Below are 21695 nucleotides of genomic sequence, written 5' to 3' on the forward strand. Positions count from 1 at the left end.
CGGTCGGTAATGTCGGGGCCATGACTACGACTGACACCAAGCCCGCCCCCAAGGACCCGTGGGACCTCCCCGACGTCTCCGGTCTCGTCGTCGGCGTGCTCGGCGGCACCGGCGACCAGGGCCGCGGCCTCGCCTACCGGCTCGCCAAGGCCGGCCAGCAGGTCCTCATCGGCTCCCGGGCCGCCGACCGGGCCCGCGCCGTGGCCGCGGAGGTCGGCCACGGCGTCGAGGGCGCCGACAACGCCGAGGTCGCCCGCCGCAGCGACATCGTGATCGTCGCCGTGCCGTGGGACGGCCACGCCAAGACCCTGGAGTCCCTGCGCACGGAACTCGCCGGCAAGCTCGTCGTGGACTGCGTCAACCCGCTCGGCTTCGACAAGAAGGGCGCCTACGCCCTGAAGCCCGAGGAGGGCTCCGCCGCGGAGCAGGCCGCCGCGCTGCTCCCGGAGTCCCGGGTCACGGCCGCCTTCCACCACCTCTCCGCCGTCCTCCTGCAGGACGCCGCGCTGGAGGAGATCGACACGGACGTGATGGTCCTCGGCGAGGAGCGCGCCGACGTCGAGCTCGTCCAGGCCCTCGCCGGCCGCATCCCCGGCATGCGCGGGGTCTTCGCCGGCCGGCTGCGCAACGCCCACCAGGTCGAGTCGCTCGTCGCCAACCTGATCTCGGTCAACCGCCGCTACAAGGCCCACGCGGGGCTGCGGGTCACCGACGTCTGAGCCGCCCCCGGCCGGGTGACGGAGCCGGAGACCGGACGCATCCGGGCATGGGGGACACTGGACGGGCACCATCGGCCGTACCCGGACAGGAGTCGTCCCCCATGCCCCGCCTCGCGCTCTACGCCCTCGTCGTCTGCGCCCTGGCCGTCGCCGCGGCCGTCGTCTCCTTCGTCCAGGGCAACTTCCTGGGCGTGGTCTGGGTCCTCCTCGCGGGCCTCTCCTCGAACATGGCCTGGTACTACGTCCGCCGCGCCCGCACCGAGAAGGCCGCCGACGCCTAGGGGATCAGACCCCGCAGACGTCCGGGGTGCCCTCCCAGAAGCGGAACATCTGCGCACCGCAGTACCGGCTCAGCTCCGGCACGCCGAGCGCCCGCATCAGCCCGTCGACGGCGTCGAAGAAGGCGCCGTTGACCGCCGGCACGAACAGCAGCGCGATCACGACGAAGAAGCCGTAGGGCGCGTACGGCGCGATCTGCCGCTTCACCCCGTACGAGAGCCAGGGCTCCACCACGCCGTACCCGTCGAGCCCCGGCACCGGCAGCAGGTTCAGGATCGCCGCCGTCACCTGGAGGAACGCCAGGAACGCCAGCGCGTACCGGAAGGCCACCGGCACGCCGTCCAGGGCGCCCAGCCAGAAGGGCGCCGTGCAGACCAGCGCGAACAGGACGTTCGCCAGCGGACCCGCCGCCGAGATCAGGCTGTGCTTCCAGCGGCCCTTGATCCGGCCCTGCTCGATGAAGACCGCGCCGCCGGGCAGACCGATCCCGCCCATGATCACGAACAGCACCGGCAGGACGACGCTCAGCACCGCGTGCGTGTAGGCCAGCGGGTTCAGGGTCAGATAGCCCTTCGCGCCGACCGTGATGTCCCCGCCGTGCAGCGCCGTCCTGGCGTGCGCGTACTCGTGCAGACAGAGCGACACCACCCACGCCGACGTCACGAACAGGAAGACCGCCAGACCGGGCTGGGCGGCGAAGTCCGTCCACACCGCCCAGCCGGTGACGGCCATGACGGCGAGGATCGCCAGGAAGACGGGGCTGATCCGCCGTTCGTGGCTCCGGGTGGTGGCCGTGGTCATCGAGGGAACTCCCGGGGACGGAGGGCTGGTGCGGGGGAAACGTACCGGGGGGCGGGGCGAGTTCCGCCGCCGGGGACCGTCTCGCGGAGAATGGGACCCGTGCGTTACTCCGTGCTCGGCCCGACCCTCGCCCACGCGCCCGACGGCACCGACGTCACCGTCGGCGGCCCGCGGGTCCGCGCGCTGCTGACCGTGCTCGCCCTGCGGGCCGGCCGGACCGTGCCCGTGCCCGACCTCGTCGACGAGGTGTGGCACGGCGACGAGCCGCCCGCCGACGCCGTCGCCGCGCTCCAGGCCCTCGTCGGACGGCTGCGCAAGGCCGTCGGCCGGGACCGGGTGGTCTCCGCCGAGGGCGGCTACCGGCTCGACGCCCGCCCCGAGGACGTCGACGCCCGGCGCTTCGAGCGCCTCGCCGCCGAAGGGGTCGCCGCACTCGGCGCCGGGGACCCGGCCCGCGCCGCCGCCGTCCTCGACGACGCCCTCGCGCTCTGGCGGGGACCCGCCCTCGCCGACCTCCCCGACCGGGACGCCGAGGCCGTCCGCTGGGAGGCCCGCCGGCTCGACGCCCGCCGCGCCCGGCTCGACGCCGCCCTCGCCCTCGGCGGGGCGCCCGCCGTCCTCCCCGAGCTGACCTCGCTCTGCGCCGCCCACCCGCTGGACGAGACCCTCCAGGCCCTGCGGATCCGCGCCCTGCGGGACACCGGCCGGGCCGCCGAGGCGCTCGCCGCGTACGAGTCGGTGCGCCGCGCCCTCGCCAACCGGCTCGGCACCGACCCCTCGCCGGCCCTGCGCGCGCTCCACGCCGAACTGCTGGCCCCCGCGCCGGAGCCCGCCCGCGCCCCCGCCCCGCCCGCGCACGCCGCGCACCCGGAGGGCCCGCGCGCCCCCGCCGCGCCCGGCAACCTCCGCGCCCGGCTGACCAGCTTCGTCGGGCGGGACGACGAGATCGCCGCGCTCCGCGAGGACCTGCGGGGCGCCCGCCTCGTCACCCTGCTCGGCACCGGGGGCGCCGGAAAGACCCGGCTCTCGCAGGAGGCGGCCGAGCGGGGGGCCGGGGCCTGGCCGGACGGCGTCTGGGTGGCCGAACTCGCCGCCGTGCGCGACCCGGAGGCCGTGCCCGAGGCCGTGCTGGCCGCCGTCGGCGCCCGCGAGACCGTCCTGCGCGGCGCCGGCGCCGAGGAGCTGCGGACCGGCGACGACCCGCTCGCCCGGCTCGTCGAGCACTGCGCGGGCCGCCGGATGCTGCTGCTCCTGGACAACTGCGAGCACCTGGTGGCGGCCGCGGCCGCCCTGGCCGAGACCCTGCTCGCCCGCTGCCCCGGACTCCGGGTCCTCGCGACCAGCCGGGAGCCCCTCGGGGTGCCCGGCGAGGTGCTGCGCCCGCTCGGCCCGCTGCCCGCGCGGACCGCGCTGCGGCTCTTCGGGGAGCGCGGCGCGGCCGTCCGCCCCGGGTTCCGGACGGACGAGGACGCGGAGGCGGCGGCGGAGATCGTGCGGCGGCTGGACGGTCTGCCGCTGGCGATCGAGCTGGCCGCCGCCCGGCTGCGGATGCTGACCCTGCGCCAGATCGCCGACCGGCTCGACGACCGGTTCCGGCTGCTGACCTCCGGGGCCCGGACCGTGCTGCCGCGCCAGCAGACCCTGCGGGCGGTCGTCGACTGGTCCTGGGACCTGCTCGACGACCCCGAACGGGCCGTCCTGCGCCGGCTGGCGGTCTTCACCGGCGGCGGCGACCTGGAGGCGGCCGAGGCGGTCTGCGCCGACACCGGGGCCGACGTCCTCGACGTGCTCGGCTCGCTGGTCGACAAGTCGCTCGTCGTGTCGGAGCCGGACGACGCGGGGATGCGCTACCGGCTCCTGGAGACGGTCGCGGAGTACGCCGCGGAGCGGCTCGACGAGGCGGGCGAGCGCGGGGCGGCCGAACGCGGCCACCTCACGCACTACCGGGAGCTGGCCCGCCGGCTCGACCCCGAGCTGCGGGGCGCCGGCCAGGTCGCCGCCATCGCCCGCTTCGGTGCCGAGTACGGCAACCTCCGCACGGCGCTGCGCAGGGCCGTCGCCGCCCGCGACGAGGACGAGGCGCTCGTCCTCGTCCACTCGCTGCTCTGGTACTGGCAGATGCGCGACCTGCGCGTCGACGCGCTCCAGTGGGCGCGGGCCGCGGCCGCCCTCGGCCCCGACCCGTTCGCGCCGCCCGCCGCCCCCGTCACCCCCCTGCACGAGCCGTGCACCGCGCTGCCGCCGCCGCTCTCCGAGGAGCAGCGCTGGGAGGCGCGGCGCGGGGTGCGGCTGATCGAACTCCTCAACATGGACCACGAGACGGGCCGGTGGACCAGCGCCGCCGGCGTCCGGCGGCTGCGGGAGATGACCGCCGTCTACGCGCCGGGGCTGCCCCAGACCTGCCGGCTCCCCGGCTCCTTCGCCGTCTTCGCGGTGCTCCTCATCGGCGAGGCGGGCCGGCTGCGCGAACTCCTCGACACGACCGTCGACTCCTGCCGCCGGCACGGCTACGACTGGGAGCTGGCCAACGCCCTCCAGATGCGCGCCGACATGTTCGCCAACCGGTCCGACTGGGCCGGCGAGGCGGGCGCCGACGCCGACGAGAGCCTGGAGATCTTCGTCCGGCTCGGCGACGCGTGGGGCGCGGCGGAGGCCCTCTCCTCCCGCGCCGAGGCCCGGGAGCGGCGGCTGGAGTTCGAGGGCGCCGCCGAGGACTTCGAGGCCGCCATCGGCTACGCGGAGCGGATCGGCGCCCAGTCGCAGATGGCGCTGCTGCGGGCCCGGTACGCGGACATCCTCGTGGAGACCGGAAGGCTCGACGAGGGGGTGGCGATCCTGCGCGGGATCCTGGCGGACGGCGGGCACACCTGGAGCCACGAACCCCTGCTCGGGGCACGGCTGTTCCTCGCGCTGGCGCTCGGCCGCAGCGGCCGGACGGCCGAGGCGAGGGAGCACCTCCAGCACCTGCGGAGCGAGTTCGACTCCGAGACGCTCTCCATCTTCGAGGGCTTCACGCTCGGCAGCCTCGGCTGGCTGGACAACCTGGACGGGGACTACGCGTCCGCGCTGGAGCACTCCGCAGAGGCGTACGAGCGGTCCCTGGGCGCGCTGTCGATGATGGTGGCCCCGCAGATGACGGCGGTCCACCTCGCCACCGCCGCGTGGGCGCTGGGCGGGCTGGGCGGTGCGTCGGCCCGGACCGGGGCGGTGCTGCTCGGCGCCCGGGAGGGGCTGGTGCAGCCGGGGCACCTGGCGCCGCCGCTGGAGCGGCAGAACCTGGAGCGGGCCACGGAGGCCGTCAGGGCCGCGCTCGGCGCGGACGCGTTCGCGGCGGCGTACGACGAAGGCGGCGGCCTCTCCTCGGAGGAGGCCGCCGCCCTGCTCGGTCGCGCCGCCGACGCGATCAGAGAGCGCGCCGAGTCCTGAGCCCCCGCTCCGGTCAGGTCTTCTTGCGGAACTTGGAGACCGCCAGCGGCGCCGTGACGACCGTGATCGCCAGGGCCCAGCCGAGGGTCATCCACACGGAGTGGGCGATCGGACCGCCGTTGATGAGGCCGCGGGCCGCGTCGGCGAGGTTCGACAGGGGGTTGTAGTCGGTGAACGCCTCCAGCCAGCCGGGCATCGAGGTCGGCGGGGCGAAGATCGAGGAGCCGAACTGGAGCGGCATCAGGACGAGCATGGCCATGCCCTGGACGGCCTGGGCCGTCTTCATGGTCAGACCGAGCAGGATGAAGATCCACATCAGCGAGGCGCCGAAGACCACCGCGAGGCCGATGGCCGCGAGGAGCTCGACGAACGAGGTCTTGATCTCCAGGCCGAGCAGGAAGCCCGTGCCGAGCAGGATCGCGGTGGCGATCATCATGCGGCCGACCTCGACCACGATCTTGGCGATGAGGACCGAGGAGCGGGCGATCGGCATCGTCCGGAACCGGTCCATCACCCCCTTCTTGAAGTCGTCGTTGATGCCGACGCCGACACCCATGGCGATGTTCATGCCCATCATCGCCATCAGGCCGGGGGTCACGTAGTTGACGTACGCGTCGTTGTTGCCCTTGCCGGCGATCGCGCCGCCGAAGACGTACACGAACAGCAGGATGAAGATGATCGGCATCAGGACCGCGTCGAACATCGACTCCGGGTCCTGCTTGATCTGGAGGGCGTTGCGGCGGGCCAGCGCGCCGATGTGGCGGATGTTGGCCCGCAGGCCGATGCGGCCCTCGCCGCCGGCCGGACGCGCCGGGGACCGGTCGGGACCCGGGGCGGCGTCGGCGGGGGACGTGGAGAGCTCGGTGGTGGTCGTGGTGGCGCTCATGCGGCGACCTCCTCGGGAAGCGCGTCGGACGTGGTCGACTTCTGGCCGGTGATCGCGAGGAACACCTCGTCCAGGCTGGGCAGGTGGGTGCCGATGTGGGCGATGCCGAAGCCGCGCGCGCCGAGCAGGCCCACGACGGCGGTCAGCTGCTGGTCGGTGAGGATCGGCACGTAGAGCGCGTCCTCGTCGGGCACGACGGTCGAGCCGGCGACACCGTCCAGCCCGGTCTCGCGCAGCGCCGACGCCATGGCCGGCAGTTCCGCCGGGTCCGCGGCACGGATCTTCAGGGTGCGGCCGCCGACCTTGGCCTTCAGCTCGTCGACCTTGCCGTTGGCGATGACGTGGCCGCGGTCGATGACGGTCAGCTCGTTCGCGAGCTGCTCCGCCTCCTCCATGTACTGGGTGGTGAGGAGGACGGTGACGCCCTCGGAGACCATCCGCTGGACCTCGTCCCAGACCTCGTTGCGGGTACGGGGGTCGAGACCGGTCGTCGGCTCGTCCAGGTAGAGGACGGCGGGCTTCCCGATCATCGAGGCGGCGAGGTCGAGCCGCCGGCGCATGCCGCCGGAGTAGGTCATCGCGGCCCGCTTGGCGGCCTCGGTGAGCGAGAAGCGCTCCAGGAGCTCGTCGGCGCGGCTCCGGGCGTCCTTGCGGGACAGGTCGAGCAGGCGCCCGATCATGTAGAGGTTCTCGAAGCCGGACAGCTTCTCGTCGACCGAGGCGTACTGCCCGGTGAGGCCGATCGTGCGGCGGAGCTGCCGGGGCTGCTTCACCACGTCGAAGCCGGCGACGACGGCGGTCCCGGCGTCGGGGGCGAGGAGGGTGGACAGACAGCGGACGAGGGTGGTCTTCCCGGCGCCGTTGGGGCCGAGCACCCCGAGGACCGTGCCCTCCCGTACGTCCAGGTCGACCCCGTCGAGGGCCTTCGTCTCGCCGAAGTGCTTCACGAGGCCCCGGACCTCGACGGCGTTGGTGTGTGATCGCGTCATGGTCGCTACTAGACCAGGGGCCACCGACAATTCCCCTACAGGCGGCCTACAGCCCGCCGATGGGGGATGTCGGCGGGCTGTAGGTGGTGCCGCAGTGGCTTGTGCCGGTTCGTCCGGCCCTGGGGCTTTCCGGGCCGGACGACCGGGGCGGACCTAGTGGAACGTGTGTTCCTCGGCGGGGAACGCCCCGCCGGAGACGTCCTCGGCGAAGGCGCGGGCGGCGTCGCCGAGCGTCTCGCGGAGGTTCGCGTACTGCTTGGTGAAGCGCGGGACCTTGCCGCCGGTGAGGCCGGCCATGTCGGTCCAGACGAGCACCTGGGCGTCGGTGCCGGCGCCCGCGCCGATCCCGACGGTCGGGATGTGCAGCGAGCGGGTGACCTCGGCGGCCAGCTCGGCCGGCACGAGCTCCAGGACGACGGCGAACGCGCCCGCGTCCTGCGCCGCCTTGGCGTCGCGGAGCAGCTTGTGCGCGGCCTCGTCGGAGCGGCCCTGGACCCGGTAGCCCATGGTGTTCACGGACTGCGGGGTGAGGCCCAGGTGGGACATGACGGGGATGCCGGCCTGGACGAGCAGCTCGGTCTGCGCCAGCGAGCGTTCGCCGCCCTCCAGCTTCACCGCGTGGACGCCCGCGTCCTTGACCAGCCGGGTGGCGTTGCGCAGGGCCTGGACGGGACCTTCCTGGTACGAGCCGAAGGGGAGGTCGCCGACGACGAGGGCGCGCCGGGTGCCCCGGACGACGGCGGCGGACAGGATCGTCATCTCGTCCATCGTGACGGGCACGGTGGTGTCGTAGCCGAGGTGACAGTTGCCCATCGAGTCGCCGACGAGGATCACGGGGATGCCGGCCTCGTCGAAGACGGAGGCGGTCATCGCGTCGTAGGCGGTGAGCATGGGCCACTTCTCGCCGCGGACCTTGGCGGCGGCGATGTCGTGGACGGTGATGCGGCGAGTGCCCTTGCCCCCGTACAGCGCCTTGCTGCTGTCGGCGGACGTCTTCGGGGCAGCCTGAAGCGTCATGGTGAACGGCTCCTTGTTGTGTCATCTCGAGGCGCCCTCACGGCGTCCCCGGACCACATCCATGGTGGCACTTCGCCGGGCGGGCGGGGAAGTGGGCCGGAGTGGCGCTGTTCACACCCCGGCAACGTAAAGCCTCGGTCAGGTTTTCGATACGAGACGGTCTCGTATCGAAAATCGCCCTTACGGTGGTCCGTATGTCACCGCAGTCCGTCGTCCCCGCCCCGCCCCGCGTGTCCGAAGCCGTCCACCGGCGCCGCTGGGCCGTTCTCGGCGTCCTCATGCTCAGCCTGCTGATCGTCGTCCTGGACAACTCGATCCTGAACGTGGCGGTCAGGACGATCGCCGCCCCCGCGCCCACCGGCATCGGCGCCACCCAGAGCGAGCTGGAGTGGTCGATCAACTCCTACACGCTCGTCTTCGCCGGACTCCTCTTCACCTCCGGACTGCTCGGCGACCGGCTCGGCCGCAAGAAGGTGCTCCTCTTCGGCATCACCGTCTTCGGCATCGGCTCCGCCCTCGCCGCCTTCTCCGCCACCCCGGGCGAGCTCATCGCCTACCGGGCCGTGATGGGCCTCGGCGCCGCGTTCGTCATGCCCGCCACCCTCGCCGTCCTCATGAACGTCTTCGAGCGCGACGAGCAGCCCAAGGCCATCGGCATCTGGGCCGGCAGCGTCGGCCTCGCCATCGCGATAGGCCCCATCACCGGCGGCGTCCTCCTCGAACACTTCTGGTGGGGATCGATCTTCCTCGTCAACGTGCCCGTGGTGATCCTCGCCCTCGCCCTGATGACCTGGCTCGTGCCCGACTCCCGCGACCCCCGCCCCGGCCGCGTCGACGTCCCCGGCGTGCTGCTCTCCGTCGTCGGCCTCGTCCTCCTCGTCTACGGGATCATCCGCGGCGGCGAGCTGGCCGACTTCACCGACGTCACCGTCCTCGCCCCCGTCCTCGGCGGCCTCGCGGTCCTCGTCGGCTTCGTGCTCCACGAGCGGCGCAGCGACCACCCGGCCATCGACATGACCTACTTCAAGAAGCCCGCCTTCGCCGCCGCCGTCGCCGCGATCGCGCTCGTCTTCTTCGCGCTCATGGGCGTGACCTTCTTCTCCGCCTTCTACCTCCAGAGCGTCCGCGGCTACAGCGCCCTGCAGTCCGGACTGCTCATCCTGCCGCTCGCCGTCGCGCAGATGGTGTTCTCGCCCCGGGCCCGGCTCGTCGTCGACCGCTTCGGCGCCAAGGCCGTCTGCACCGCGGGCATGCTCCTCGTCGCCCTCGGCCTCTCCGCCTTCGCCCTCTTCGACGCCTCGACGCCCGTGTGGGTCCTGGAGGTCGTGTTCTTCCTCCAGGGCGCCGGCATGGCCCACATCATGCCGCCGGTCACCGTCGCGATCATGCAGACCCTGCCCCGCGAGAAGGCCGGCTCCGGCTCGGCGATCAACAACACCTTCCGCCAGGTCGGCGGCGCCCTCGGCGTGGCCGTCCTCGGCTCGGTGCTCTCCTCCACCTACCGCGGCGAGATCGAGGGCCACCTCGGCGCCGTCCCGGCCGCCCTGCGCGACACGGCCGGCGAGTCCGTCGAGGCCACCCTGGCCGTCGCCGAGAAGCTCGGTCCGGCGGGCCGTGACCTCGTCGCCCCCGCCTACGACGCCTTCCTCGGCGCCATGCACGTCACCGCCGTCGCCTCCGCCGCCATCGCGCTGGCCGGCGCGGCCGTCGTCGCCGCGTTCCTCCCGGGCCGCGCCCCGCAGACCCCGGACGACGGCCCGGACGGCGACGCCGCCCGGGCCGCGGTCCCCGCGACCGGCGGCGAGGCGGGAGAATCGGCCCGACGATAGCCAGGTGGCAGCACCCGGACGAGAGGCGGAGCACGTGTCGCTGCAGGACGGCGGAACCCCGGACCCCCACGACGCCGGGCACCCGCGCCCCGGCGCCGGCGGGGGAGCCGGCACGGGCCCCGACGCCGGGGCGCCGGGCGCGGCGGGCACCCCCGCCGCGCCCTCGCCGCCCGGAGCAGCCGCCGCGCCCGGGGCCGCCGCCGAACCCGGGGCCGCCGCCGAGCCCGCCCGCCGGGGGCGGCCGCGGAGCGAGGCCGTCGAGCAGGCGATCTTCGACGCGGCCGCCGGCCTCCTCGCCGAGGGGGTGCCGCTCGCGGACCTGTCGGTCGAGCGGATCGCCCGCACCGCCGGCGTCGGCAAGGCCACGATCTACCGCCGCTGGGCCGGCAAGGAGGAGCTCCTGATCGACCTGGTGCGCTCGGTGGAGCCCCCGGACCCGGTGCTCCCCGGCACTTCGGTCAGGGACGACCTCGTCGCGCTCCTGGAGTCGCTGCGCCGGCGCGGCCTCGCCAAGCGCAGCTCCGCGGTGCTCCACCACGTCTTCGCGCAGATGCAGGGCTACCCCAAGCTCTGGGACGCCTACCACCACACCGTCATCGAACCGCGCCGCCGCATCGGCCTGGACGCCGTGCGCCGCGGCATGGAGCGGGGGGAGATCCGCGCCGACCTCGACGTCGAGTTCGTCAACGACCTCCTCACCGGCCCCCTGCTGCTGCGGACCGTCATCCGCCCCGGCGCCACCCTGGAGCCCGGCCTCGCCGAACGGGTCGTCGACGCGGTCATGGAGGGCCTGCGCCCCCGCGGCTGACCCGGACCGGCGCACAGCGGCACCGACCCGTACGAATGTGCGCGTTCTGTCACAGGGTCGGCGCCCGCGCCACCTGCAGGAACCCGCCACGCGCCTCCGTCGTCCCTGGGGGAGTACGACGGACCCGGAATCGCCTAGTGTCGACTCCGGGTCACGCAAGACGGCACGGCAGCAGTGAGGACAGTGCGATGGCGCGGGTGGACATGACGGAGACCGAACACGGCGGCGCGGGGAACGACCGCTCCGGGTCGCGTTTCGGGACCGCCCTCGGCCGGCTCCGCCGCGATCCGGGGATCTGGCGCCGCGGCATCGTGCTCGCCCTCACGGCGGTGGCGCTCACGCTCCTCATGGTGTTCCACGCCGAGATCCCCAACAAGATCGGCAACCTCGGCAGCCTCACCGAGACCTTCCTGCCCTGGCTCGGCCTCTTCCTGCCGCTGCTGCTCGTCCTCGCCCTGGTGCGCCGCTCCGCCACCGCCCTGATCGCCCTGCTGCTGCCGACCGTGGTGTGGCTCAACCTCTTCGGCGGCCTCGTCGCCGACAAGTCGGTCGCCGGCGGAGACCTGACCGTCGCCACCCACAACGTGAACGCCGACAACCCCGACCCCGAGGGCACCGCCCGCGCGCTGGCCGCCTCGGGCGCCGACGTGCTCGCCCTGGAGGAGCTCAAGGGCGACATGGTCGCCACCTACGAGCGGGGTCTCGCGGAGAGCTATCCCCACCACTCCGTGCAGGGCACCGTCGGCCTGTGGAGCAAGCTGCCGCTGCGCGCCGCGCAGCCCGTCGACATCCGGCTGGGCTGGACCCGCGCCATGCGCGCCACCGTCGTGACCCCCCAGGGCGAGGTGGCCGTGTACGTCGCCCACCTGCCGTCGGTCCGGGTCAAGCTCAACGCCGGCTTCACCGCCAACCAGCGCGACACCAGCGCCAACGCGCTCGGCGAGGCCATCTCCCACGACCCCCACCAGCGGGTCGTCCTCCTCGGCGACCTCAACGGCACCATGAACGACCGCGCGCTCAACGCCGTCACCTCCCAGCTGCGCTCCACCCAGGGCGCCGCCGGCGACGGCTTCGGCTTCAGCTGGCCGGCCTCCTTCCCGATGGCCCGGATCGACCAGATCATGGTGAAGGGCGTCGAGCCCGTCTCCTCCTGGGCCCTGCCGGCGACGGACAGCGACCACCTGCCGATCGCCGCCCGCGTACGGCTCTGACGTCCGGCCGCGGGCGTCCGGCCGCGGGGTGCCCTGCCGCGGGGCGTCCGGCCCCGGGGCGCCCGGCCGAAACCTGCCCTTCATCCCCCGGCGACCGGCGGGAAGAAAACACCTGAGAGCCTTTGTTCCGTCGAAGAACTATCTTCAGGAAAGGCTCTCCCCATGCCCCTGGCGCTGCTCGCGCTCGCCGTCTCCGCCTTCGGCATCGGCACCACCGAATTCGTGATGATGGGCCTCCTGCCCCAGGTCGCCGACGACCTGGGCACCTCCGTCCCCACCGCCGGGTACCTCGTCTCGGCGTACGCGATCGGGGTCGTCGTCGGCGCCCCGCTGCTCACCGCCCTCGGCTCCCGCGTCCCGCGCAAGCGGATGCTGCTGCTCCTCATGGCCCTCTTCACGGTCGGCAACCTCGCCTCCGCGCTCGCCCCCGGCTTCGGCTGGCTCGTCGCGGGCCGGGTCCTCGCCGGCCTCCCGCACGGCGCCTTCTTCGGCCTCGGCGCGGTCGTCGCCGCCCGGCTCGTGCGCGAGGACCGGCAGGCCCGCGCGGTCGCCACCATGTTCCTCGGCCTCACCGTCGCCAACATCCTCGGCGTACCGGCCGCCACGCTCCTCGGCCAGCACCTCGGCTGGCGGGCCACCTTCCTGGTGGTCTCCGCGATCGGCCTGCTCGCCATGGCCGCCCTCGCCCGCCTCGTCCCGGTCGTGTCCGTCGACGAACGCCAGGGCCTCGGCCGCGAGCTGCGCGCCCTCGGCCGCCCCCAGGTGCTGTTGGGGCTCCTCACGGCCGTCTTCGGCTTCGCCGGCGTCTTCGCCGTCTACTCGTACCTGGCCTCGATGACCACCGAGGTGATGGGCTTCGGGGACTCCACCGTCACCATCGTGCTCGCCCTCTTCGGCCTCGGCATGACCGGCGGGGCGCTCGCCGCGGGCCCGCTGACCGACCGGGCGCTGCGCCCCACCCTGTACGGCTCCCTCGCCGCCCTCGTCCTGGCCCTGGTCGCCTTCCGCTTCACCGTCCACGTGCCCTGGCTGGCCCTGGTCACGGTCGTCGTCCTCGGCGCGGTCGGCTTCATGACGACCACCCCGCTCCAGATGCTGGTGATGCACAAGGCGAAGGACGCCCCCACGCTTGCCTCCGCCTCCAACCACTCCGCCTTCAACCTCGCCAACGCGGGCGGCGCATGGGCGGGCGGGGCGGCGGTCGCGGCAGGCTGGGGCTGGACCTCCCCGGCCCTGGTCGGCGCCGGGCTCACCGTGGTCGGCCTGGTGATCGCCGTGGCCGCGGGACTGCTCGACCGCGCCGGCGGCCCGGCGGAGGGGGCCTCCCGCGTCGTGGCCGGAGGCTCCCGCACGGGCGTCGCGCCGGAGGTCAGCCGGTCGTCGACTCCCGCCAGCGGTTCGTGACCGGCAGCCGCCGGTCCTTGCCGAAGCCCTTCGCCGAGATCTTGGTGCCCGGCGGGTACTGGCGCCGCTTGTACTCCGCCGTGTCCACCATCCGCAGCGTCCGCGTCACCAGCTCGTCGTCGAAGCCGGCCGCCACGATCGCCTCCCGGCCCCGGTCCTGGTCCACGTACAGCGCGAGGATCGCGTCCAGCACCTCGTAGTCCGGCAGCGAGTCCGTGTCCACCTGCCCCGGGCGCAGCTCGGCGCTGGGCGGCTTGCTGATCGAGTTCTCCGGGATCGGCGGGACCTGGCCGCGGTCCTCGGCGGCCCGGTTGCGCCAGCGCGCGAGCCGGAAGACGTCCGACTTGTAGACGTCCTTGATGGGCCCGAACGCGCCCACGGAGTCGCCGTACAGCGTGGAGTACCCCACCGCCAGCTCCGACTTGTTGCCGGGCGCCAGGACGAGGTGGCCCTCCTGGTTGGAGAGCGCCATCAGGGTCGTGCCGCGCAGCCGCGACTGGAGGTTCTCCTCGGCGAGCCCGGTGAGCCCCAGGGCGCCCATGAAGGCGTCGAACATCGGCTCGATGGAGACGGTGCGGAAGTGGAGGCCGGTGCGGCGGGCCAGCTCCTCCGCGTCGCCGCGCGAGTGGTCGGAGGAGTACTTCGACGGCATCGACACCCCGTACACCTGGTCCGCGCCCAGCGCGTCGCAGGCGAGGGAGGCCACGAGCGCGGAGTCGATGCCGCCGGACAGGCCGACCAGGACCGAGCGGAAACCGTTCTTCGCGAGATAGGCCCGCAGCCCGATCACCAGCGCCGAGTACACCTCCTCGTCGTCGTCGAGCCGGTGGGCGGTGCCGCCCGTCAGCTCCGGCTCGTACGCCGGCAGCGGCTCCTCGGAGAGGACCACCCGGTCGATCCGCAGCCCGTCGTCGACCACGCCCCCGGGCGCGTCGGCGTCGGCCGCCGGCAGCTCCAGGTCGAGGATCACGCTGCCCTCGACGAACTGCGGCGCCCGTGCGATCACCTCGCCGGCCGCGTCCACGACGATCGAGTCGCCGTCGAAGACCAGCTCGTCCTGGCCGCCGGTGGTCGCCAGGTAGGCGGTGACGCAGCCCGCCTCCCGGGCCCGCGAGCGGACCAGTTCGAGCCGGGTGTCGTCCTTGTTCCGCTCGTACGGCGAGGCGTTCACCGACAGGAGCAGCCCGGCCCGCGCCGCCCGCGCCGCGGGGACCCGGCCGCCGTCCTGCCAGAGGTCCTCGCAGATCGCCAGGGCCACGTCGACGCCGTGCACCCGCACGACCGGCAGCGTGTCGCCCGGCACGAAGTAGCGGTACTCGTCGAAGACGCCGTAGTTGGGGAGGTGGTGCTTGGCGAAGCGCAGCGCCACCTCGCCGCCGTACAGGACGGCGGCCGCGTTCTCCGGCGACCCGGCCGGCCGGCCGAGCCTCGGCGCGGCCCGCTCGGAGCGGTCGAGGTAGCCGACGACGACCGGCAGTTCCCCGAAGCCCTCGTCCGCCAGGCGCCGGGCGAGCCCCCGCAGGGCCTCCCGGGACGCCTCGACGAAGGAGGAACGCAGGGCGAGGTCCTCGACGGGGTATCCGGTCAGCGCCATCTCGGGGAACGCGACGAGATGCGCGCCCTGCCCGGCGGCGTGCCGGGTCCAGTGCACGATCGCCTCGGCGTTCCCGGCGATGTCTCCGACGGTCGAGTCGATCTGATTCAGGGCGAGGCGTAGTTGAGGCACCCGCCCAGTGTAATCGTCAGACCGACGCTATGTCCTGGGATCCCGGCCGGGAGTGCCGCGGTCCCGGTCCCTCGTCCCGGGACCGGTGTCCTGGGCGGCGCCCCTACTTCACGCGCCCGGTCCAGATCACCGGCTCGTACTCCAGGAGCTTGGGCGCCAGTTCCAGCTGGAACTCCTCGTCCGCGTCCGCCGGCAGCGAGAAGGCGTAGCCCGCCTTGGCCTGCTTGCCCGGGAGGATCGTGCCCCGGAACATCTCCGTGCCCCGGCTGCCGTCGAAGACCGTGCTCGCCTGGGCGCCCTCCGCGTCGCGCGCGTCCGGCAGGGCGGTCGTGACGTCCAGGGGGCGGTCGCTGCCGTTGACGATCGTGATCGTCACCCGCAGCGCCGTGTCGCCCTTCTCGTGCCCGGCGGCGTACGCGTCCGGCCGGTAGGGCGCGGGCACCGACACGGTGACCTTCACCCCGTCCGCGTACGTGTGCGTCCGGCCGAACGCCAGCGGCGCCGGGGGAGTCGGCGAGGGCGACGGCGTCGTCGGCTCGGGCGTGGGCTCCGCGTACTCCGGCGAGGCGGAGACGAAGGGGTCGTAGGAGTCCGCGTGGTCGTCGGCCGTCCACACCAGGAAGAACAGGGCCGTCGTCCACGCCACCGAGACGACGATCGCCACCGTGCCCAGCACGATCCCGGCGACCGCCTGTCCCCGGTCGGTCGCCTCGCCCCGCGAACCGCGTCCGTACCCGACGATGCCGAGGACCAGCGCCAGGACGCCCATGATCCCCCCGAGCCAGAAGAGGAACGGGATCACCCCGAACACCAGCCCCACGACACCGATGACGAGGGCGCCCACCCCGAGCCCGCTGCGGACGGCTGGCGCGGCGTACGGGGGTGCCGCGGACGTCCCCGCGCCCGGCCAGGCCGCCGCGCCCGACGACGTCCCCGCCTCCGGCCACGTCCCCGCCTCCGGCCACGTCTCCGCCTCCGGCGGCGTGCCCGGCCCGGGGGACGCGTCCGGCCCGGGGAGCGAGCCCGGCCCGGGGAGCGCGTCCGGCCCGGGGAGCGCGTCCGGCCCGGGCGCCGGTGCCCCGGCGGCCCCGGGGCCCCCGGACGGCTTCGTGGAGGGCGGAGCCCAGGGGGCCGTGGCGGGCTGGTCTGCGGGCGTGGTCATGCGAGGTCCTCCGAGCTGATCCGAAGGACCGACGTTAGCCGAACGCGAGGCTCTGGCCAGCAATTTTTCGATCGGCGCAGGGGCGACCGCCGCCCCTCCGCGACTCCCTCCGCCACCACCCCGTGCGCCCACCCCGCGCCCCGCTGCCGTCGCCGCCGGGCCGCTCGCCCTCGCGGAGCACCTTCCCCCGCCGCCCGGACTGCCGGTCACCGTCCTCGCCGCACCCGACGGCTCCGCCCGCCGGGAGAGCCGCCGGCGCGCCCTCGCCCGACGGCTCGGCGCCCGCTACGAGGCGGTCGAGCCCTCCGGCCACCTGGCATGCGGGACCGCCCGGACGCCGTCGCCCGGGCGGTCCTCGGCTCCGGTCAGGAAGCGGCGTAGACGCTCGCGCAGAAGGACTTGATCTGCTCGTCCGACAGGTGCTGGGCCAGATCGGCCTCGCTGATCATGCCGACGAGCCGCTTGCCCTCGATGACGGGCAGCCGCCGGATCTGGTGGCTCTGCATCTCCTCCAGGACCGCGCCCACGTCCGCGCCCGCCTCGACCCAGCGCGGCGTGCCCTTGGCCATCTCGCCACAGGTGATCTTGGAGGGGTCATGGCCCATGGCCACACAGCCGACGACGATGTCGCGGTCCGTGATGATGCCGCAGAGCCGTTCGTTCTCGTCGGCGATGGGCAGCGCGCCCACGTTCATGTCGCGCATCAGCTGCGCGGCGCGGTCCAGCGTCTCGTGTGCCGGGATCCACCGGGCCCCGGAGTGCATGATGTCCTTCGCCGTGGTCATGGGGTACGTACCTTTCGTCGAACGTCGTCGTACGAAGTCCCCGAGCCCACCCATTGTCGGCGGACGCCACGGCCCCCGCGACCGCAGCGGGTCGCGGGGGCCGTGGCACCGCCCGGGGTCAGGCCCCGCGCTTCCTCAGCATGTCCGCCATCAGCGCCATCTCCGACTTCTGGGCGTCGACCATGCCCTGTGCGAGACCGCGCTCGACCCCCACGGTGCACTTCTCCACACAGCCCTCGGCCATGTGGACGCCGCCCCGGTGGTGCTCGGTCATGAGCTTCAGGTACAGGACCTCGGCCTCCCGGCCGCTCGCCGCGCGCAGCCGGTCCAGATCGGCGTTGGTCGCCATCCCGGGCATCAGCGCCCCGTCCAGCGGACCCGCGTCACCGGAACCGCCCATGCCCATCCAGGTCATCGGCTCCACGCCGGACTGGACCTTCGGCAGCCCCCACATGTCCAGCCAGCCGAGCATCATGCCCCGCTGGTTGGCCTGGGTGTTGGCGATGTCGTACGCCAGCCTGCGGACCTCCTCGTCCTTCGTCCGGTCCCGGACGATGAACGACATCTCGACGGCCTGCTGGTGGTGGACGGACATGTCCCGCGCGAAGCCGGCGTCCGCCGAGGCGGCGTCCGGCGTGCGGGGCGCCTCCTCGCGGTCGGCGGAGGCGACGGTCACGGCGCCCCCGGCGAACAGCAGCGCCAGGGCGACGGCGCTGACCGCCGCCCCCTGCGTGCGGTTGAGCCTCACTGGCCCATCCCCGCGCCGCCCTGGCCCTCCGCACCGATGCCGCCCGTGCAGGCCGCGCCCGGCTCCGGGGTCTGCGGACCCTGCACGTACTTCGTGAAGAACGCGTCGACCCGCGGGTCGTCGGCGCCGTCCACGGTCACCTGCTTGCCCCAGGCGGACAGCATGATCGCGCCGGCCTGGTCGTCCACGGGGCTCATCAGCGTGTACTTCGTCTTGCCGACCTTGTCGGCGAGCTTCTTCACGTCGGCCTCGGGCGCCGACTTGTTGTAGGTCACCCAGACGGCGCCGTGCTCCAGCGAGTGCACGGCGTTCACGTCGGCGACCTTCTCCTTGTAGACCACGCCGTCGCAGTTCATCCAGACCGGGTTGTGGTCACCGCCGACCGGCGGCTTCATGTCGTACTTCACGGCCGTCTCGACGTGGTTGCGGCCCAGCTTCTTCACGTCCCAGGACTTCTCGGCCGCGATGGGCGCCTTGGCGGCGGCGTCCTTGGCGTCCTGTTCGTCGGACTTCTTCATCAGCACGAAGGTGCCGAAGCCGACCAGGCCGAGGACGACGACGCCGGAGACGCCGATGGTGATGAAGCGGTTGCGGCGCTCACGGGCCTGCTCGGCGCGGCGCATCTCCTCTATTCGGGCGCGGCGGTCGGCGTTGGAGGAGCGGGTGGCGGCCATGGTGGTGTCGTCCTTCTTCAGGGGTGGGGTGGAGTTCGGGGGGTGCACGTGACGTGCGGGGGCGGTGCGCCCGCCGCCGTCACGTCCGGAGAACTTGAAGGACGTGCAGGTCCGGAGCGCGCGGCTGGGCACCGGAACGGAGCGCGGGGCCCTCTCCCGCGAACGCCGTGAGGCGCGGCAGCCCGCCCTCCGCCTGCACCGGCGGGTCGAGCGGGGGCGCGCTGAGCACCGCGGGGGAGAGGGAGGGGAAGAGGGAGCAGCCACCGCGGTCGTAGGGGCAGACGTACTCGCCCACCGCCACCGCCGTCGCCCGGGGGGTCCCGTCGCCCTCGTGGTGGGCGTCCTGCCGCTCCGGGCCCGTCCCCAGACAGAGGAAGAGCGCGGCGAGGAGCGTCGCCACGGCACTCGCCAGTGCCATGGGACGCGCGTCGTGGGACAGGCGTACGAGCCGTGAGGCCCCCATGGGCGCAGATCGTAGTGGGCGCGGGGTCCCCGTGGGCCGAACGGGGTACCACCGAGCGGCGGTCGGCGGGCACCGGACGGGGGAACGGGCACCCGCTTTCGGCCTCTCCCCGTTACCTGTGTCACACCCGAGCGGGCAGTATGGGTGTGCAACGTGCGCGAAACCATGTGGTGGGATGCTCAGGTGCCCCCCGATGTACCCGAGGCGGTGGGAGCAGGCGGCCTGACCAGCGAGGATGGGTGTGGAAATGGACAAGCAGCAGGAATTCGTGCTCCGTACGCTCGAGGAGCGCGACATCCGCTTCGTACGCCTGTGGTTCACCGACGTGCTCGGCTTCCTCAAGTCGGTGGCCGTGGCCCCCGCGGAGCTTGAGCAGGCCTTCGACGAGGGCATCGGCTTCGACGGCTCGGCGATCGAGGGCTTCGCCCGCGTATACGAATCGGACATGATCGCCAAGCCGGATCCGGGCACCTTCCAGATCCTGCCGTGGCGCGCCGAGGCCCCGGGCACGGCCCGCATGTTCTGCGACATCCTCATGCCCGACGGCTCGCCGTCCTTCGCCGACCCGCGCTACGTCCTCAAGCGCGCCCTGGCCAAGACCTCCGACCTCGGCTTCACCTTCTACACCCACCCCGAGATCGAGTTCTTCCTCCTGAAGGACAAGCCCCTCGACGGCAGCCGGCCCACCCCGGCCGACAACTCCGGCTACTTCGACCACACCCCGCAGAACGTCGGCATGGACTTCCGCCGACAGGCCATCACCATGCTGGAGTCGATGGGCATCTCGGTGGAGTTCTCCCACCACGAGGGCGCGCCCGGCCAGCAGGAGATCGACCTGCGCTACGCGGACGCCCTCTCCACCGCCGACAACATCATGACCTTCCGCCTCGTCATGAAGCAGGTGGCCCTGGAGCAGGGCGTGCAGGCCACGTTCATGCCCAAGCCGTTCTCCGACTACCCCGGCTCGGGCATGCACACCCACCTCTCCCTCTTCGAGGGCGACCGCAACGCCTTCTACGAGTCGGGCGCCGAGTACCAGCTCTCCAAGGTCGGCCGTTCCTTCATCGCCGGCCTCCTGCGCCACGCCGGCGAGATCTCCGCCGTCACCAACCAGTGGGTCAACTCCTACAAGCGCATCTGGGGCGGCTCCTCCCGCACCGCCGGCTCCGGCGGCGAGGCCCCCTCCTACATCTGCTGGGGCCACAACAACCGCTCCGCCCTCATCCGCGTCCCCATGTACAAGCCCGGCAAGACCGGTTCCTCCCGCGTCGAGGTCCGCTCCATCGACTCCGGCGCCAACCCCTACCTCACCTACGCCGTCCTCCTGGCCGCCGGCCTCAAGGGCATCGAGGAGGGCTACGAGCTCCCCGCCGGCGCCGACGACGACGTCTGGGCCCTCTCCGACTCCGAGCGCCGCGCCATGGGCATCGAGCCCCTGCCCCAGAACCTCGGCGAGGCCATCTCCCTCATGGAGAAGAGCGAACTCGTCGCCGAGACCCTCGGCGAGCACGTCTTCGACTTCTTCCTCCGCAACAAGAAGCAGGAGTGGGAGGAGTACCGCTCCGAGGTCACCGCCTTCGAGCTGCGGAAGAACCTGCCGGTGCTGTAAGCGCAGTGCAGAGCCGGCAAAGTCCGGCACTGACGCTCAGGGCCGACGGTGGCTAACCGTCGGCCCTGAGCCGTCTCACCCGCCCGGGGCCGTCTCCCCTTCGGCCGCGCACGGCCCGGCGCCGGTGCCCGTCGGCGGGTTCGGGGGCGGCGGGAAATGCGTTGCCCGCCGGGTGGGGGGCGTTCAGACTGCGGGCGTGAAGATCGGGTCTGTCGCCACGGGGCGGCTTCTGTTGTGTCCGTTGGGCGTCGAGGGGGCGGAGCGGGTCGTCGCCGGGGAGGCGGGGGACGAGGACCGCTGGGCCGAGGGGTACCCGGGGGACGGGGACGTGCGGTCGGCCACGGGGTTCCTGCGGGGGGTGGCCGAGCGCGGTGATCCGGGGGTGTTCCGGCCGTACGAGATACGGGTCGACGGGGTGACCGTCGGGGGCATCGGGTTCCATGGGCCGCCGGACGACACCGGGGTGGTGACCGTCGGGTACGGGCTCCTGCCCGGGGCCCGGGGGAAGGGGTACGCCTCGGAGGCGCTGCGCGCGCTGCTCGAAGTGGCCCGGGTGGCCGGCGTCGCCGGGGTGAAGGGGGACGCCGACCTGGACAACGTGGCCTCGCACCGGGTGATGGAGGCCGCCGGGATGCCGTGCGTCGCGGTGAGCGGGACGCTGCGCCACTTCTACCGGGGGTTCTAGAAGCCCTCAGCGCTCGGACAGCTCCGACGGGGCCTCCTGGACGACCCAGCCGTTGCCGTCGGGGTCCTCGAAGGTCATGAACGAGTTCCAGGTGCCGCCCTTGCCTTCCTCCCAGCCCGTGGCGCCGACGTGCAGGACGGCGGAGACGGCGACGCCGCGGCCCACGAGCTCGGTGCGGGCGGCCTCGATGTCGGTGACGCAGAGCTGGAGGCCGTGGAGGGTGCCGGGTGCCATGTCCTTGGTGCCGGGCATGGGCGGCATGCCGCCGAGCAGCGCGACGGAGCAGCGGGAGCCCGGCGGCGTGGCCTGGATGATGCGCACGCCGGGAGCCACCTCGTCGTCCAGGTCGATGGTGAAGCCGCACTTCTCGCCGTAGAACTCCTTGGCGCGGTCCATGTCGGTGACGGGCACGGGGACGACTTCCAGGGTCCAGTTCATGGGGGAAACCCTCCCGCACGGGACGGCCCCGCGCAC

At 73.4% G+C, this 21695-nt stretch carries 20 protein-coding genes; 9 read left to right on the forward strand and 11 right to left on the reverse strand.

What is annotated here, in order from left to right; all coding sequences use genetic code 11:
* Positions 1 to 20 precede the first annotated feature (20 nt).
* On the forward strand, positions 21 to 719 hold the full coding sequence (gene npdG / locus ACZ60W_RS08145) for an NADPH-dependent F420 reductase (protein WP_469754545.1): 699 nt from the start codon (positions 21 to 23) through the stop codon (positions 717 to 719).
* A gap of 47 nt (positions 720 to 766) precedes the next feature.
* Positions 767 to 1000, forward strand: a complete 234-nt coding sequence (locus ACZ60W_RS08150; RefSeq protein WP_469754546.1) for a hypothetical protein — start codon at positions 767 to 769, stop codon at positions 998 to 1000.
* Positions 1001 to 1004: 4 nt separating this feature from the next.
* Here ACZ60W_RS08150 and ACZ60W_RS08155 read toward each other — a convergent pair whose 3' ends face one another.
* A complete protein-coding gene (locus tag ACZ60W_RS08155) occupies positions 1005 to 1799 on the reverse strand; it encodes a site-2 protease family protein (protein WP_469754547.1) in 795 nt (264 codons plus the stop codon).
* Between the two features lie 99 nt (positions 1800 to 1898).
* On the opposite strand from ACZ60W_RS08155, the gene ACZ60W_RS08160 reads away from it, so the two are divergent.
* Positions 1899 to 5225: an AfsR/SARP family transcriptional regulator gene (locus ACZ60W_RS08160; protein WP_469754548.1), complete on the forward strand. Its 3327-nt coding sequence runs from the start codon at positions 1899 to 1901 to the stop codon at positions 5223 to 5225.
* Between the two features lie 13 nt (positions 5226 to 5238).
* On the opposite strand, the gene ACZ60W_RS08165 is transcribed toward ACZ60W_RS08160, so the two are convergent.
* From ACZ60W_RS08165 to panB, 3 genes are all read right to left on the reverse strand, one after another.
* A complete protein-coding gene (locus ACZ60W_RS08165; RefSeq protein ID WP_469754549.1) occupies positions 5239 to 6111 on the reverse strand; it encodes an ABC transporter permease in 873 nt (290 codons plus the stop codon).
* Positions 6108 to 7100, reverse strand: a complete 993-nt coding sequence (locus ACZ60W_RS08170) for an ATP-binding cassette domain-containing protein (RefSeq protein ID WP_469754550.1) — start codon at positions 7098 to 7100, stop codon at positions 6108 to 6110. Before ACZ60W_RS08170 ends, ACZ60W_RS08165 begins: the two co-directional genes overlap by 4 nt.
* A 153-nt stretch (positions 7101 to 7253) precedes the next feature.
* A complete protein-coding gene (panB, locus tag ACZ60W_RS08175) occupies positions 7254 to 8117 on the reverse strand; it encodes a 3-methyl-2-oxobutanoate hydroxymethyltransferase (protein ID WP_469754551.1) in 864 nt (287 codons plus the stop codon).
* Between the two features lie 194 nt (positions 8118 to 8311).
* Here panB and ACZ60W_RS08180 point away from each other — a divergent pair, with 194 nt between their 5' ends.
* The 4 genes from ACZ60W_RS08180 to ACZ60W_RS08195 all read left to right on the forward strand — a co-directional run bounded on the left by ACZ60W_RS08180 (position 8312) and on the right by ACZ60W_RS08195 (position 13369).
* Positions 8312 to 9946, forward strand: a complete 1635-nt coding sequence (locus tag ACZ60W_RS08180) for an MFS transporter (protein ID WP_469754552.1) — start codon at positions 8312 to 8314, stop codon at positions 9944 to 9946.
* A gap of 34 nt (positions 9947 to 9980) precedes the next feature.
* Positions 9981 to 10754 carry a TetR/AcrR family transcriptional regulator gene (locus ACZ60W_RS08185; protein WP_469754616.1) on the forward strand — a complete coding sequence of 258 codons (774 nt, stop codon included), beginning with the start codon at positions 9981 to 9983 and terminating at the stop codon, positions 10752 to 10754.
* Between the two features lie 188 nt (positions 10755 to 10942).
* The gene (locus tag ACZ60W_RS08190; protein WP_469754553.1) at positions 10943 to 11965 is read left to right on the forward strand and encodes an endonuclease/exonuclease/phosphatase family protein; all 1023 of its coding nucleotides are present in this window, start codon (positions 10943 to 10945) and stop codon (positions 11963 to 11965) included.
* A 162-nt stretch (positions 11966 to 12127) separates the two neighbouring features.
* Entirely contained in the window at positions 12128 to 13369 is a 1242-nt protein-coding gene (locus ACZ60W_RS08195) for an MFS transporter (RefSeq protein WP_469754554.1), read from the forward strand.
* On the opposite strand, the gene ACZ60W_RS08200 is transcribed toward ACZ60W_RS08195, so the two are convergent.
* The 6 genes from ACZ60W_RS08200 to ACZ60W_RS08225 all read right to left on the reverse strand — a co-directional run bounded on the left by ACZ60W_RS08200 (position 13335) and on the right by ACZ60W_RS08225 (position 18927).
* The gene (locus ACZ60W_RS08200; RefSeq protein WP_469754555.1) at positions 13335 to 15095 is read right to left on the reverse strand and encodes an NAD+ synthase; all 1761 of its coding nucleotides are present in this window, start codon (positions 15093 to 15095) and stop codon (positions 13335 to 13337) included. The genes ACZ60W_RS08195 and ACZ60W_RS08200 overlap by 35 nt on opposite strands.
* A gap of 103 nt (positions 15096 to 15198) precedes the next feature.
* Positions 15199 to 16257, reverse strand: coding sequence for a DUF4352 domain-containing protein (locus ACZ60W_RS08205; protein WP_469754556.1), 1059 nt, complete (start codon positions 16255 to 16257; stop codon positions 15199 to 15201).
* Between the two features lie 365 nt (positions 16258 to 16622).
* Entirely contained in the window at positions 16623 to 17042 is a 420-nt protein-coding gene (locus ACZ60W_RS08210) for a CBS domain-containing protein (RefSeq protein WP_469754557.1), read from the reverse strand.
* Between the two features lie 118 nt (positions 17043 to 17160).
* The gene (locus ACZ60W_RS08215; protein ID WP_469754558.1) at positions 17161 to 17790 is read right to left on the reverse strand and encodes a DUF305 domain-containing protein; all 630 of its coding nucleotides are present in this window, start codon (positions 17788 to 17790) and stop codon (positions 17161 to 17163) included.
* Positions 17787 to 18464 carry a DUF3105 domain-containing protein gene (locus tag ACZ60W_RS08220; protein WP_469754559.1) on the reverse strand — a complete coding sequence of 226 codons (678 nt, stop codon included), beginning with the start codon at positions 18462 to 18464 and terminating at the stop codon, positions 17787 to 17789. The genes ACZ60W_RS08215 and ACZ60W_RS08220 overlap by 4 nt, the downstream gene beginning before the upstream one ends.
* A 79-nt stretch (positions 18465 to 18543) precedes the next feature.
* Positions 18544 to 18927 (reverse strand): hypothetical protein, encoded by a 384-nt coding sequence (locus tag ACZ60W_RS08225; RefSeq protein WP_469754560.1) that lies wholly within the window; start codon positions 18925 to 18927, stop codon positions 18544 to 18546.
* Between the two features lie 247 nt (positions 18928 to 19174).
* Here ACZ60W_RS08225 and ACZ60W_RS08230 point away from each other — a divergent pair, with 247 nt between their 5' ends.
* The gene (locus ACZ60W_RS08230; RefSeq protein WP_469754561.1) at positions 19175 to 20536 is read left to right on the forward strand and encodes a glutamine synthetase family protein; all 1362 of its coding nucleotides are present in this window, start codon (positions 19175 to 19177) and stop codon (positions 20534 to 20536) included.
* A gap of 196 nt (positions 20537 to 20732) precedes the next feature.
* A complete protein-coding gene (locus tag ACZ60W_RS08235; protein WP_469754562.1) occupies positions 20733 to 21221 on the forward strand; it encodes a GNAT family N-acetyltransferase in 489 nt (162 codons plus the stop codon).
* A gap of 6 nt (positions 21222 to 21227) precedes the next feature.
* Here ACZ60W_RS08235 and ACZ60W_RS08240 read toward each other — a convergent pair whose 3' ends face one another.
* Positions 21228 to 21659, reverse strand: coding sequence for a VOC family protein (locus ACZ60W_RS08240; RefSeq protein WP_469754563.1), 432 nt, complete (start codon positions 21657 to 21659; stop codon positions 21228 to 21230).
* Between the last annotated feature and the right edge of the window lie 36 nt (positions 21660 to 21695).

It is taken from the genome of Streptomyces sp. NPDC104202, from assembly GCF_055584185.1.

What these genes read in the sequence shown, in the direction of transcription:
- ACZ60W_RS08190 (WP_469754553.1), top strand. Translation starts at nt 10,943, where the DNA reads ATGGCGCGGGTGGACATGACGGAGACCGAACACGGCGGCGCGGGGAAC.
- ACZ60W_RS08230 (WP_469754561.1), top strand. Translation starts at nt 19,175, where the DNA reads ATGGACAAGCAGCAGGAATTCGTGCTCCGTACGCTCGAGGAGCGCGAC.
- ACZ60W_RS08195 (WP_469754554.1), top strand. Translation starts at nt 12,128, where the DNA reads ATGCCCCTGGCGCTGCTCGCGCTCGCCGTCTCCGCCTTCGGCATCGGC.
- ACZ60W_RS08220 (WP_469754559.1), bottom strand. Translation starts at nt 18,464, where the DNA reads ATGGCCGCCACCCGCTCCTCCAACGCCGACCGCCGCGCCCGAATAGAG.
- ACZ60W_RS08240 (WP_469754563.1), bottom strand. Translation starts at nt 21,659, where the DNA reads ATGAACTGGACCCTGGAAGTCGTCCCCGTGCCCGTCACCGACATGGAC.
- npdG (WP_469754545.1), top strand. Translation starts at nt 21, where the DNA reads ATGACTACGACTGACACCAAGCCCGCCCCCAAGGACCCGTGGGACCTC.
- ACZ60W_RS08150 (WP_469754546.1), top strand. Translation starts at nt 767, where the DNA reads ATGGGGGACACTGGACGGGCACCATCGGCCGTACCCGGACAGGAGTCG.
- ACZ60W_RS08165 (WP_469754549.1), bottom strand. Translation starts at nt 6,111, where the DNA reads ATGAGCGCCACCACGACCACCACCGAGCTCTCCACGTCCCCCGCCGAC.
- ACZ60W_RS08155 (WP_469754547.1), bottom strand. Translation starts at nt 1,799, where the DNA reads ATGACCACGGCCACCACCCGGAGCCACGAACGGCGGATCAGCCCCGTC.
- ACZ60W_RS08205 (WP_469754556.1), bottom strand. Translation starts at nt 16,257, where the DNA reads ATGACCACGCCCGCAGACCAGCCCGCCACGGCCCCCTGGGCTCCGCCC.
- ACZ60W_RS08210 (WP_469754557.1), bottom strand. Translation starts at nt 17,042, where the DNA reads ATGACCACGGCGAAGGACATCATGCACTCCGGGGCCCGGTGGATCCCG.
- ACZ60W_RS08170 (WP_469754550.1), bottom strand. Translation starts at nt 7,100, where the DNA reads ATGACGCGATCACACACCAACGCCGTCGAGGTCCGGGGCCTCGTGAAG.
- ACZ60W_RS08180 (WP_469754552.1), top strand. Translation starts at nt 8,312, where the DNA reads ATGTCACCGCAGTCCGTCGTCCCCGCCCCGCCCCGCGTGTCCGAAGCC.
- panB (WP_469754551.1), bottom strand. Translation starts at nt 8,117, where the DNA reads ATGACGCTTCAGGCTGCCCCGAAGACGTCCGCCGACAGCAGCAAGGCG.
- ACZ60W_RS08225 (WP_469754560.1), bottom strand. Translation starts at nt 18,927, where the DNA reads ATGGGGGCCTCACGGCTCGTACGCCTGTCCCACGACGCGCGTCCCATG.